The 13230-nt window shown below is 48.2% G+C and carries 9 protein-coding genes; 4 read left to right on the top strand and 5 right to left on the bottom strand.

Going from position 1 to position 13230, the window contains the following annotated elements:
* Window positions 1-176 precede the first annotated feature (176 nt).
* Window positions 177-1241 carry a lipopolysaccharide heptosyltransferase II gene (gene waaF, locus J4G02_17890; GenBank protein MCE2396410.1) on the top strand — a complete coding sequence of 355 codons (1065 nt, stop codon included), beginning with the start codon at window positions 177-179 and terminating at the stop codon, window positions 1239-1241.
* 108 nt (window positions 1242-1349) lie between these two features.
* On the opposite strand, the gene J4G02_17885 is transcribed toward waaF, so the two are convergent.
* From J4G02_17885 to J4G02_17870, 4 genes are all read right to left on the bottom strand, one after another.
* Window positions 1350-2123, bottom strand: coding sequence for a M55 family metallopeptidase (locus tag J4G02_17885; protein ID MCE2396409.1), 774 nt, complete (start codon window positions 2121-2123; stop codon window positions 1350-1352).
* Between the two features lie 12 nt (window positions 2124-2135).
* Window positions 2136-2546, bottom strand: coding sequence for a CesT family type III secretion system chaperone (locus J4G02_17880; GenBank protein MCE2396408.1), 411 nt, complete (start codon window positions 2544-2546; stop codon window positions 2136-2138).
* A 72-nt stretch (window positions 2547-2618) separates the two neighbouring features.
* Window positions 2619-3296, bottom strand: a complete 678-nt coding sequence (locus J4G02_17875; GenBank protein MCE2396407.1) for a PspA/IM30 family protein — start codon at window positions 3294-3296, stop codon at window positions 2619-2621.
* A 409-nt stretch (window positions 3297-3705) separates the two neighbouring features.
* A complete protein-coding gene (locus tag J4G02_17870) occupies window positions 3706-5343 on the bottom strand; it encodes a S8 family serine peptidase (GenBank protein MCE2396406.1) in 1638 nt (545 codons plus the stop codon).
* Window positions 5344-6064: 721 nt separating this feature from the next.
* Between J4G02_17870 and J4G02_17865 the strand changes: the two genes are divergently transcribed.
* The 3 genes from J4G02_17865 to J4G02_17855 all read left to right on the top strand — a co-directional run bounded on the left by J4G02_17865 (window position 6065) and on the right by J4G02_17855 (window position 12997).
* Window positions 6065-8512 carry a 5'-nucleotidase C-terminal domain-containing protein gene (locus tag J4G02_17865; protein ID MCE2396405.1) on the top strand — a complete coding sequence of 816 codons (2448 nt, stop codon included), beginning with the start codon at window positions 6065-6067 and terminating at the stop codon, window positions 8510-8512.
* 475 nt (window positions 8513-8987) lie between these two features.
* Window positions 8988-11579, top strand: a complete 2592-nt coding sequence (locus tag J4G02_17860) for a TonB-dependent receptor (protein ID MCE2396404.1) — start codon at window positions 8988-8990, stop codon at window positions 11577-11579.
* A 656-nt stretch (window positions 11580-12235) separates the two neighbouring features.
* On the top strand, window positions 12236-12997 hold the full coding sequence (locus J4G02_17855; GenBank protein ID MCE2396403.1) for a universal stress protein: 762 nt from the start codon (window positions 12236-12238) through the stop codon (window positions 12995-12997).
* Between the two features lie 90 nt (window positions 12998-13087).
* Here J4G02_17855 and J4G02_17850 read toward each other — a convergent pair.
* Window positions 13088-13230 (bottom strand): CBS domain-containing protein (locus J4G02_17850; protein MCE2396402.1); only part of this gene is annotated, 143 nt, incomplete at its 5' end.

Raw genomic sequence — 13230 nt, 5'->3', positions numbered from 1 at the left:
AGACGCTAAACTCTAAGAACGAGAATGTGGAATTGCTAACAAAACAATCCCTGTTCTTTAGAGCGGGGAGCGGTCAAAATGTAAACTATATGGTGTGTGTGCTGTGTGTATTTTTTACCACATGTCCACATACACGTTAAGATCTCCTTCTCACACCCACGTTTAGGTCTGGTACGATGTCTGATTGTCGCCTTCCCAATATCCGCAAAATGTTAATCGTGCGCAACGACGGCATCGGTGACCTGCTCAATTCAACACCCGCCATTGCACTGCTACGCCAAAACTACGCCGATGCAGAAATCACGGTGCTCGCCCAGCCATTGAATGCGCCGATTTTGGTCGGTAATTCGGATGTCGATCGGGTATTGATTTTTGACCGTGCAAACGAACATCGGCACCTAGCAGATCGGTTACGGTTTTACCAGCACATACGACACGAACGGTACGACCTTGTTGTTGCGATGCGAACTGCTTCGTGGTGTAACTTTGTTGCATTTCTGTCCGGTGCGAGGTATCGGTTAGGACGTTACCAAAAACGGTTCAAGAGTCTCCTGACGCACACCTGGCGGGGACAATATAAGAAAGGCGAGATCCACGAGATCGATCGAAATTTCGACTTAGTTGGAATAATCGGCGATGGAGATGGAAATCGACAATTGGTGTTGAATTTACTGGATAACGAAATCGCGGAAACACAACGGCTGTTAGCGGATTGGGAAATCTTACCGGACGATTTCGTAGTCGGCATCCATCCGGGCGGCAGTTCGTTCGATAAACGGTGGCCCGAGGAAAATTACGCCCAAGTTGCCGATACACTTGCACATCAATACGGTGCGAAGATTTTGATTCTTAGAGGTCCCGACGAAGCCGAATTAGAAAAAAACGTCCAGAAAGCGTTACAGTCCAAATCCATTGCCTATGCCCCGCAGTCAATACGCGAACTTGCTGCGCTCATAAAACGCTGCGATTTCTTTGTGTGCAACGACTCAGGACCAATGCACATCGCTGCAGCTTTGGATGTACGAACCGTAGCAATCTTTGGCCCTACTGATCATGTCGCTTGGAAGCCACTTAGCGAAGAAGCCACCATCGTCAGGCGAGATATGCCGTGTTGGCCCTGTAGCGCACACAAATGCAAGATCGGCTGGGAGTGTACGAAGAAATTAACGGTTGACACTGTCTGGAATCGGGTAGAGGAATGGGCACAGGATAAAGCAGACCCAATAGATGATAAGCGGTGACGGTTACGTCTTGTGATATACAACCGATGCAGAGAATCTCGTAACTCCCGACATTCCGAAGCGTATGGCTTCAGACACCCATCTCTGACAGTCTCTTTACTATGAAGGCTAAATGAATAACTCACACATCGTATCAGCACGTTTCACAACGGTACGATTATCAATCCTCGCTGCGCCTCGACGCAGATAGCCCTTAATGGATTGCCCTTCAAGGACACGGATTTCCTGCTCATAAGGCGGTTCGACTTTCACAGGCGTAATCTGATTGATATTCCTGCACGCTTCGGCCACCGTTTTCCGGATGGATTCCCGCGCTTTTTGGGGAGATAGGTGCAAAGCGAGTTCTTGCCCAAGTCCCTGCTTCGTTTCTACAGCGTATATGTTGGAAATCAGTTCCTTAGCTTCTGCAACTGCTTTGTCATCGCCTGAAATGAATACCGTCGGCACATCAAATTCCCCTGCCATCGCTGCGCGGCAACCAAATTCTCCAATCGGCATCCCGTTAAGTTTGTAGTATTCGACAGACCTTGATGAGTACGTGTGGCTCAACGGTGCGTTGGGGGTTCCCGCCATTGCGTGCTGTCCAACGAAATAAAGCGCGTCATAGGTTTCATCAAGGTAATAAGGCGGACTGATGGGGCCTCTCGCAATCAGTTTTGCTTCCTGATGAAATTCCAAAACATCAATCCCACCGTTGCCGTGTCCGTCCCAGACAACGATTTCTGCGTGCCGATCAACGTCCAAGATCCCTTCAATAGCGGCGTTGACCTCCCATGTAAGCAGCTTCATCGCAGTTTGTTTCTGGGGTCCCTCTTCGCGGGTTTGACTAAACCGGGACACCATTGCAGGCCCTTCCAGATCGGTGAGAATATAGATTTTCATCGAGGCCTCTTTTTATTTCTTCTTGAGGTAGGGTAGCAGTAACTCGTGGGCGGTCACGACATTAACTGCCAGGGAGTCCAAAGCAAGTAGGAGTTCGTTGGAATCCATGTTCTCGGTTGCGAGGCTGTCCACTAGAACAATGCGGTGGTCATCAGGTTCGCTTGAGTCAATTCCGAAACAGGTTGGCAGGATTTCGGTGTTTTGATCAAGGATTTTTCCGTAGATTTCTTCTAGTTTCGATGTATCGAGATCGTTGACGCTGCATAGATCGATCAAGAATTCAATCTGCGAATCATCAACCACGGCAAACATATTGAGCCCATCTTCATCTTGGATAATCAGGATCTCATCCTCTGTAGAAACGCTATATCCCTGCTCATCTAGGAATACGGTGATGTCTACCGGTGTGTTCAATTTTGACATTGCTCTTCTCCTTCACTGCAACATACGAAAGATATTTCAGCCCAAATCTATTGATGTGTCAGCCGTCTGTTGTTAAGCATTTTTGCTGCCGCCGACTTTGGCTTTCAGGGCTGCCAGATCGTCGTCTACATTCCCCGTTTCAAGGGCGGCGAATTCTTCCTCAAGAGGATCACGGCTTAATTCTGACATTTCTGACGCAGCATCGGCACGTGCTTCCATATCCCCGACTTTCTCCTCCATACGATCGAAGGTCGCAAAAGCACTATTGTCCTTCATACCTGCCATTGTTTCATGGATTGCCTTCTGTGCCTTTGCCCGTTTTTGCCGCGCAATCAGCAGGTTTTTCTTACGCGCTGCTTCATCAATCTTCCGCTCAAGTGTGCGTAGATTATCCTTGAGCATGGTGACCGCCTGTTTCTGCTTATCCCACTGGTCCTTGTAACCTACTGCAATGCTTGCATGTTCATTGCGCCGTGTTAGCGCTTCACGTGCAAGGTCCTCGTTCTCTCTCTGGAGCGCAATCGTTGCCTTCTGTTCCCAGCTGTCTGTTTGCTCCTGCTCGCTTTCATAGTCCTTTTGGAGCCGCTTTTCCTGTGCGATAGCGGTGGCAACCTGCTGCTTGACTTTGACCAGTTGTTCCTGCATCTCATTCGTTATCTGGTTCAACATTTTTTCCGGATCTTCTGCTTGATCCAACGCAGCATTTACATTGGATTTGAAGATAGTGGATACACGGTTAAAGAATCCCATTTTATGCCTCCTATAATGTAGTGATTGGTGTAGGTTTCAAAATCTAGTCCGATAGAACTGAAGTTCAATTATAGCCGAAAATTTTTATATTGCCAACCAAAAAATTAGAAATCAGCACGCCCGATGAATCCTCGACTTGTCGGGATTAAGAAACGGGCAACTATAATCTTACAATCTGAAGTGCCTAAGTCCTGTCATGTTTCTCTTGTATAATGTTACAAGATTGTTGCCATTTATACGATTAGGAGTTCGGTACTTGATAGTAGATTTTAGAATTACTGATACACTCTCAATGCACAATCAACCCCTAAATCCCCCTTGTCAGGGGGACTTCGGAAACTTCGAGCAGGTCGGAGTTATTGGTAAATGTCTCCTTATTTCTCGTGTTTACTATAGTATAAGACCTCCTTCATTCCAGCAAAATCATCTTGCGAGTATCGGTTTCCCCTTGGAATTCTAGGGTATAAAAATAGGTGCCGCTTGCTGCGCGCTCGCCATCAAAATTGCGCCCATTCCAATAAGCGGCGCGATGTTTTTCAGAATAATCGCCGGCAGCGAGTTTTCCAAGTTCAAGGCGGTTAATTAAACGTCCATCAGAGTTGTAAATCCGAATGGTTACTTGACCGGAGGATGCCAACTTGAAGGGTATCCACGTCTCTGGATTGAATGGGTTCGGATAATTTTGCAAAAGTTCGCCTCGTTTTAGTTTGCCCAAAGTCGCTGGTAGTAGATCCGAGGTTGGCTGCACCGCAACTGGTTTGGGAAACCCTGTGTGTCCAAACTGATTGAGCAGTCTATCGTAGGCGGCTCGCGCGCGAATAATGCCGTAACCGGCTATATTATCGGGCTTTTCCGCCTGCGAGGCTGTCGAGCGAAGCGTATGGACAATATCTCGTGCTGTCGCAAGCGGGAAAGCCTCCATCAGCAGCGCGACAGTGCCGGCAGCAAGCGGTGCCGCAGACGAGGTGCCGAGATGATTACTGGAAAAGCCGCCACGTGTCGTTGAATCAACGCTTGTGACACCTGCACCCATCGCTACCAGATCCGGCTTAATCCGGCCGTCGAAGGTGGGACCTCGGGAACTAAAGGGTAACACTTGTCCGTTGCGGTCTGCAGCACCGACTGCAAGCACATCGAATCCATCTGCGGGTGGGGTCATTCGCCCCGGAAGCCCAAACGCCTCGCTCGGTGGTTGAGCACCCAGATTTCCAGCAGCGATGACGACAGCCATCCCTTTCTGAACAGCAAGGTTCGCGGCAATCGTGACTTTTGAGGTTTTCCCATCCAAATCCGCGAAACGATACCAATCAGCATATCCGAGTGAGCTGCTCACTACATCCGCCCCCATCCCTTCAAGCCATTCAAGTCCCTCAACCCACCAGTCCTCCTCGATTTGTCGCTCAAACACGACACCCTGCTGTGAGACCTTCTCTGTTTTTCCAAGGAGGTAGCGGGCACGGGGTGCGACACCGATGAGTTGTCCTGGTGCGTTGCCAGCGAGGATAGCCAATACGACTGAACCGTGGACATCATGATTCGGATCATCCTGATCCACCTCATCGGCGGTGCTGTCATCATCGTTGACAAAATCATGTTCGGCGATAACATCCACACGCTCAAGAGCGGTATGTTCCAGATTGAACCCTGTGTCTAGCAATCCGATAACGACCTTCTCACCGAGAAACCCTTCTTGATGTAGGAAGTCTGCTTGGATCTGTGTAATTTGTGTTTCAGCGTTTCCGTAATCCAAAACCTTAGCCGAGGGAGGGGCGCTTGGTGATACCGAACCGCGGGTGGGGACTTCGAATAGCCTCGTGTGTTGACGGATAGGATCAATCGCTCGGACAAACGGCATACAAGCGATTTCACGAATCACCTGCGGCGTCGCCTCCAGTCCAACACCATTTAGCCATCGGCTCTCGCTACGGAGTTTCCCTCCCAATAGAAGCACTGCATCAATATAGCGGGATTCGATGGGCAAATCCGTAAAATTCGGAAGACTGAATTGCGCCCGGAACTCACGGCGACGCTTTGCCCTATTTGACATCTGGGTTTGATATTGGTCTATCGCTCTGCGTTGATCGAACGATGTCGAGAATCCTTTGTCAGTAAAAAGCACCCATACTTTAAGCGTTTCACTGGCTGTATGGAAACGGATAGAGGGGGAAATTTTGAGGTGTTGATTGGGGGTCGATATCGCAGGAGGGGCTGCTGCGAATGCGATGAACATAATAATAGCATAAACCAATCGGCAAAACAGAATTCGCCGTTTAGAGGAGCATTGTAATAACGGGTTCCTCTGTCCCAATGGCATCAATTCCTTCATTGAAAAATTTGGGAGTCGTGGAGATGCAGTTAGATTCATAAATTAGATTGTAGCAGCGTCGTGGCTGACCGTCAAGGGCAGATCCGTTTCTCCATGTAGGGTGATTTTAGAATTACCTAGACACTCCAAATACACAACCAACCCCCTAAATCCCCCTTATCAGGGGGACTTTGGCAACTTCACGTAGGTTAGAGTTATTGGTAAATGTCTGCTTATTTCTATAATTAACCATAAATAGCCCTACGTTTCTTCATGATTCTCTAGTTGACAGGAATAGGTATGTCCTTTATAACGCGAATTAGCAAACATTTCATTAATTGACTTTCTTCTCTCCGGTTAGCACAAAAAACTCAAAAACTGGTAGGAATAACTTGGAACATTTCAGCCCACTTAGGATTTTACAACCAATGGAGATTAACTTTAATCGATTAAGGAATTTTTAATGTATAGAAAAAAACATTTTATTTTAATTTTTGTCTTTTCAGTTCTAGCGACTTTAATTTTAGGTACTTTGACACTCGCTTTTTCCGAGAATAGGACAGAAATCCCTGTAAATTTCACACTGCAACTGCTTCATGCAGGGGACATGGAAGGTGACATCGAAGCACTCGAAAATGCTCCCCGGTTCTCATCAATACTGAATGCACTCAGAGCTGAGTATGGAAATACTGTTATCATCGGAGGGGGTGATAGCTACACTCCCGGACCGCTTTTCGCAGCGGGCAATGATCGAAGCCTTCGCGGTATCTTAGGGCGTGAGGGATCGGGACGTGCGGACATTCTGATACTCAATGCGATGGGATTTATGGCGGCAGCACTTGGCAACCATGAATTTGACACGGGCACTGGTACACTCGCGGGGTTGATTCGGAATGATGGTAGAGGTTACGCCGGCACTGCGTTCCCGCTCCTGAGTGCAAACTTGGATTTTAGTCGTGAAGGTAATCTCGCGGATCTCGTTGTCGATGTGGTAGAGGAGGCAAGCACAATTCCGAACAGCATCACCAAGAGTACAGTAATCACGACACCTTCGGGCGAGAAGATAGGTGTTGTTGGTGTAACTACGCCCGGGCTCAGGAGTATATCGAAATCAGAAGATGTAGGGATTGCCCCTGAAGATCCAGATAATATTGCGGCATTGGCAGCAATCGTCCAAGAATCTGTTGATGCGTTGACGGCAACCGGAATAGACAAGGTAATCGTCGCTGCTCACCTTCAGCAAATTCGTATTGATGAGATGATGGCGTCGCAGTTGCGGGATGTTGACATAATCATTGCCGGTGGTTCAAACACACTGCTGGCGGATGACACAGATCGCCTGCGCGAAGGTGATGTTGCAAATAGACCATATCCGATTCTGACAAAATCCGTCACAGACGAACCTATTGCAATCGTCGGCACAGATGGGAATTACAGGTATGTCGGTCGGTTAGTGGTCGGCTTTGACGAGTCAGGCCTCCTCCTACCGGAATCTATTGACGCGGAAGTGAGTGGCGCCTTTGCTGCGGATGAACGTGGTGTTGTGGATACCGGTAATGTCGCACCCGCGCCGCGTGTCGTTGAAATCACCGAAGCGATTCGGAATGTGGTTACTGCAAAGGATGGCAATATTTTTGGGCAAACAAGTGTCTATCTTAATGGAAACCGGGGGGCGGTCCGTACAGAAGAAACGAATCTCGGTAACTTAATTGCTGATGCTAATCTATATGTAGCACGACGGGTTGATCCAACGGTTGTTGTCTCGTTAAAAAATAGTGGAGGTATCCGAGCATCTATTGGTGTCACTGTTAGTGGCAGTGCACTCCCACCGCCGGAGAATCCATTGGTTGGCAAAATGGCGGGTCAAATTTCGCAGATTGATATAGAAAACACCCTCCGATTTAACAATGGCCTGAGTCTATTAACACTCACGGCAGCGGAACTACTTGAGGTTATTGAACATACTGTCGCCAGATCCGAGCCGGGTTCGACCCCTGGTCAATTCGCCCAAGTCGCTGGACTAGCCTTCAGTTTTGACATTTCGCAGCCGATGGGTTCAAGGGTCAGGTCGCTCGTGCTCACCGATGTCACTGGGAATCCGACTGACATCGTCGCACAAAATGGTAAAGTTGTTGGTGATACAAATCGCCTCTTCCGAACGGTCACAATTGACTTCCTTGCGGATGGTGGTGATGGTTATCCTTATCCAAATTTCCCGAATACCGACCGTGTAGACCTATCCGCAGTAATGACAGAGGAACAGTCAGGTGGTCAAGCAACCTTTACCGCTCCCGGTACGGAGCAGGATGCACTTGCGGAATATCTGGCAGCGAACTTCTCGACCACACCGTTTGCGGGTGCCGATGTTGGTCCTGAGAGCGATGAACGTATTCAGCATCTCGCATTTCGCGCTGACAGCTTGATTGTAACGCCTCCAAGCATGAGCGCATTCAATATGCAGCTCCGCGCGGGTTTGAACATGATTAGTTTGCCCCTGATGTCTGACGTGCCTTACACAGCGCGTTCCTTCATGGAAAAACTCGGTGGGACGGTCATCATTGAGTTTGATCCATCAGTAAGTAGCTTCATCGGATTTACAACAAACTCTTCCGGTGAGGGTTTCCCTGCGCTGCTCGCGAATTATCCAAACCCGTTCAATCCGGAAACTTGGATACCGTACCAACTAGCGAATGATATACATGCTGCGATTCGCATCTATTCCCAGAAGGGAGAACTTGTTCGCTCTTTTGACCTCGGGTTTCAGCAGGCAGGATATTACGTTGGAAAGTCACGTGCCGCTTACTGGGATGGTCGTAACGATTCTGGTGAACTGCTGGCTTCAGGCGTTTACTTCTATCAGTTAATTACCGCTGAATCGACTGCTACTCGGAAGATGGCGATTCTGAAGTAGGAGGTTCTTTCAATGACGTGCTGTGGATAGTCAATCCACAGCGATCGAATCTGTTGCCCCCAACTGGTCGGCTCGGAACCCTATATCCGAGCCGACCTTCAACAACCTGCTGCGGATTTGCACCCCAAGGGCGTGCTGGATTCTTAAACCATACTTTATCGTTTGAAATCCCAATCTCCCGCGCGTAATGCTTTCCATCCCAAAATTTACAAGTACCTTTCCCACCCTACATGTCACAACTCGACACAAAAAAACATCTAATCTGCGAACTGCTTGAATTAATGACTGCAAAAAAACTTGACAACAATTAACACAATAATATACTATTTCATTGTGGCAAAAAATATCCGATAAAATCGGCTACAATTGGCAAGCGCCCAATTTCAACCGAGCGGATCCCTCAATCCTTTGTCGCCATATCAATTCTTATGTACCTAACTCAAATCAACAACCTAATTAAGGAGTCTAACTAGCTATGTCTCAAACCGGGAAAATAACGCTAGTCTCGCTTAGTGTTATTGTGCTACTTTTCGTCCTGTCTACCGCTATGGCACAGGAATCAACTGAAGCAGAGATGTCAGATGAGATGGAGGCTGATATGTCATCTGATACGGCAGCCGAAGAAGAGGTTATTGAGCTTGAAGAACAGGTGGTGATTGGTTCGAGAGCGCGCCCTCGTTCTGTTATTGATTCAGCGGTGCCGATTGACACCATTCGTGGTGATGATCTCGCCAAGCAAGGTGTCACAGATTTACAAGACATGTTCAGAAATTTGGTGCCCTCCTACAACGTCAACACTCAGCCAATCAGCGACGCAGGAACAGTTGTCCGACCTGCAAATTTACGAGGATTGGCACCTGACCACACGTTGGTGCTAGTCAATAATAAACGGCGTCACCGTGCCGCGGTGATTCACTGGCTAGGCAATGGCTTGGCTGATGGCGCACAGGGACCTGACCTATCTGCCATCCCGGCGATCGCGCTGAAACAGGTGGAGATACTCCGGGACGGCGCAGCTGCCCAATATGGTTCCGATGCCATCGCAGGTGTGATGAACTTCCAACTCAAAGATAGCCATGAGGGCGGTTCCTTTGAATTTAAGCCGGGCATTTATCAGTATGGGGATGGCCGCCAATACGCGGTCGCTGGTAATATCGGCTTGGGTAGTCAGGAAACTTGGGCCAACCTCAGCCTAGAATATGGCGGTTCAGACCCCACCATCCGCTCGGTCCAACGCGACGATGCGAAAGCCCTGGTTGCTGCTGGCAATGACCGTGTGAGAGACCCGGCGCAAATTTGGGGACAGCCAATTGTAGAAGACGACCTTAAATTCTTTGCAAACTATGGAAGTGTTCTCACGGATAACATTGATTTCTATGGGCACGCCAACTATGCCAGCAAACGAGTTGATGGCGGATTCTATTTCCGAAATCCCAATACCCGCAGCGGCGTGTTTAGCACTGACGGGGGTGAAACTTTGCTCGTTGGGAATTTGGCAGGCGGGGAATATCCCAACATCCCCATCACCAACGATGTACCTGACCCAGACGAGTTGGCAAAGGTTTTCGCAGATCCCAATTTATTCACCTTCCAAGAGATGTTTCCGGGTGGGTTCACACCGAGATTTGGGGCAGACGCAGTGGATAGCTCTGTTCTCGTAGGGATTAAAGGTAATGCTTTGGAATCTATGCTTACCTCAGGATTGGGGTGGGATTTGAGTGGCTATTTTGGACGGCATCATGCCGATTTCTTTATCTACAACACCGTCAACGCCTCGCTTGGGCCGGATACGCCGACCGATTTCAATCCGGGGGATTATATCCAGACCGATTACAACCTTAACTTTGATCTCACGTACCCACTCAGCGACATGCTGTTCTTGGCTTCGGGTGTAGAATATCGAAACGAGGGTTTTGAAGTGGTAGAGGGCCAAAGAGAATCGTATCAAATTGGTCCGTTGGCGGGTCAAGGCTTCAGTGCTGCCTCTAACGGATTTTCAGGGTTCAGCCAAATTGCCGCGGGCGAATGGAATCGCGCCAACGTTGCAGCCTATTTGGAGAGTGAGGTCAGGCCACTCAAACACTGGCTGGTCGGTCTTGCTGTGCGCGGTGAGGACTTTGAAGATTTCGGACAAACCTTCAATTACAAGGTCGCCACCAACATCGGCGTTACGGACTTTCTTGAGGACGCCAATATGATTGCCAATGATGAGATGATCCTGAAACTCCGTGGCAGTTATAGCACTGGATTTAGAGCACCGACACCAGGGCAACAGAACACCTTCAACGTTACGACCGAATTCAATTTTGAAAAGGATGATTTGGTCAATAACGGAACTATTCCTTCAACCAACCGAGCCGCTGCTTTGGTAGGCGGTAAAGCACTTGAGCCCGAAACATCAACAAACTTCACCAGCGGGTTCACCTTTGAGGTAAGGGACATAAACCTTACCATAGACCTGTTTGATGTTCGGATGAAGGACCGGTTAGCCCTGTCCCAAGACTTCGCGCTGAGCGAAGAACAGAAGGATGAGTTGCTTAAGGCCGGTGTGACTAGCGCGGCGAACCTACAGGAATTCCGATTCTTTACCAATGACTTTGATACGACAACCCAAGGTATTGATGTGGTCCTCACGGTCCCAGTACCGAATGGCGATGTCACCGCTGTTTATAACCGCACAGAGACGACCGTTACCGATCACAATCCGGAAACGCTCGATGACCTGCGAATCAAGGAATTGGAAGAGAACTTGCCGAGACAGCGTGGGAGTCTCACAGTAACTCAGTCTATAACCAGCCAATGGAGCGTGCTAGGTCGGAGCAGTTATTACGGTGATTGGTACGATTCTGAGGATGATGAAACGTACACCGGCAAGGTGCTTTTTGACTTGGAATCGAGTTACATGGCGTCTGCCGGTTTAGTCATAACGATCGGTGTCCAGAACCTCCTCAACACCTACCCCGATGAAAATCCGAAGTCCGGTAATATTGGCAACCAATACGGTCAATTCAGCCCATTTGGCTTTAACGGCGCGTTTTGGTATGCTAAGTTCGGTTACACGTTCTAAATGCGTAAAACGTAATGCGTAAGATTTTCTTATGTATTATCCATTATGCTTCACTTGAACCAATAAAGTGAAACTCAGCACTGATAATCAGCGAATCGGTTGGATTAGGTGTTGGGTTTCACTTTTTTTATGTATAACATAAGTTGTTACTTATGAGGAATATGACAAACCGGGGGAACGCTAAATAGAGTCAGCACGGCTCGCAGCGGATTGACAAATCCACTGCACAACATCCCTAGCATATGGCGCGATAATCTCGGCTTAATCCGCCCGGAACATTGCGCGAAAGTCCGGGTGTTTATGGCTCCGTTCCGAGAGTCGGAGCCGAGCGGGTTTGACAATTAGCAACTTGGGTTATATGTTGGATTTTACTTTATCTATTTACAAGCCGGTGTTGTTGCAAAGTGCAGGTTCTATTGTTATTGCTATGGAGGTCAACCCTATCAATCAGCGGAAAGTTTACCATGTCAGATGGATAACACTTGGCTTGGATATGTTTTTTGATTTTTGTGCTGTTTTTTGAGTTTATCATTATACCTACTCATGACCAGTCATCAAATCAGCACTATCGGTTAATAAATTGACGGGATTGTCTAGATATTACAAAAGTTCAGGGGGACGGAGCAGAAGGATAATCCCACGAAGAAGGAGATACAATGATTCAGAACATCCTCGTCGCCATCGGCGACACACCACATGAAAAAAATGCCTTTGAATATGCTGGGCATTTAGCTGCCCTGTTAGACGCCCACCTTTCGTGTATCTACTTTGCCGATGAAAGACATCGCAGTCAGGAAGACCTAGCTGCCAGAATTTTCGACAATACGGAATCAGTACTCGCTGAATTCGAGTTTTTATCCGCTCACGTTGATACTATTACTGGCAATCCTGTAAGAAACCTCTGTGAAAAAGCGCATACTGCCGATCTCGTCGTGGTCGGTATTCCTGAGTCAGTTAAAACTAGCGGATTGCGACTCATCCACGACGGCATTGATGATATCTTGGCCCACATTACAAAACCGATAATCGTTGTTCATGAGCAATGCTCAATGCTACAAAAAATCCTCACTGTCCATCACGGTGACGCAGCATCCGACCATGTCCTTGAATTGGCGGCGGAGTTGGCAAAACGAGCCGAAGCGAGTTTGTTCGGTTTAGCACTAGCAAATACGCAAATAAGGGCAGCCGAGATCTCTGGCCAGATGCGTGGGTATTTGCAATACCACCAAGTAAGAACAGAGTTCAGGGCGCAGTTGGGTTTCACTGTAACCAACATTCTGCAAACGGCAGAAAAAGAGGATTGTGACTTAATCGCGTTAAGCGCGAGTCACCATGGACGGCTGTATGAGCTGCTTTTCCAGGATACAACGGAGATGGTTGTAAAGCTGGCAGATCGAGCAGTGCTTGTCACTCGATAATGCTTATTGAGGTTTGGCGTTGAGACAGCGTTCTTCAGATCGAATGCGGTATGAGTAGCAGCTATCCGCAGTTCCTTATCTTTGAGATGCTTATTTGCGTGGTAAATGAATCGAACCGTGTCGTCTTGTCGACCATTCCTGGGCAACAAGACGGAAAATATCGGACTCTGTGATGATACCAACAAGATTCACGCCGACAGGATCAAGGACGGGTAGACCGCTGATCTTGTTTT

The organism is Candidatus Poribacteria bacterium, assembly GCA_021295755.1.
Lineage (GTDB): Bacteria > Poribacteria > WGA-4E > WGA-4E > PCPOR2b > PCPOR2b.
Note: the sequence above shows the minus strand (reverse complement) of the source record. Positions and strands in the feature narration are given on the sequence as shown.

Excerpts from the sequence above, each read along its gene's own strand:
- waaF (MCE2396410.1), top strand. The coding sequence starts at position 177 with ATGTCTGATTGTCGCCTTCCCAATATCCGCAAAATGTTAATCGTGCGC.
- J4G02_17885 (MCE2396409.1), bottom strand. The coding sequence starts at position 2,123 with ATGAAAATCTATATTCTCACCGATCTGGAAGGGCCTGCAATGGTGTCC.
- J4G02_17880 (MCE2396408.1), bottom strand. The coding sequence starts at position 2,546 with ATGTCAAAATTGAACACACCGGTAGACATCACCGTATTCCTAGATGAG.
- J4G02_17875 (MCE2396407.1), bottom strand. The coding sequence starts at position 3,296 with ATGGGATTCTTTAACCGTGTATCCACTATCTTCAAATCCAATGTAAAT.
- J4G02_17870 (MCE2396406.1), bottom strand. The coding sequence starts at position 5,343 with ATGTCAAATAGGGCAAAGCGTCGCCGTGAGTTCCGGGCGCAATTCAGT.
- J4G02_17865 (MCE2396405.1), top strand. The coding sequence starts at position 6,065 with ATGTATAGAAAAAAACATTTTATTTTAATTTTTGTCTTTTCAGTTCTA.
- J4G02_17860 (MCE2396404.1), top strand. The coding sequence starts at position 8,988 with ATGTCTCAAACCGGGAAAATAACGCTAGTCTCGCTTAGTGTTATTGTG.
- J4G02_17855 (MCE2396403.1), top strand. The coding sequence starts at position 12,236 with ATGATTCAGAACATCCTCGTCGCCATCGGCGACACACCACATGAAAAA.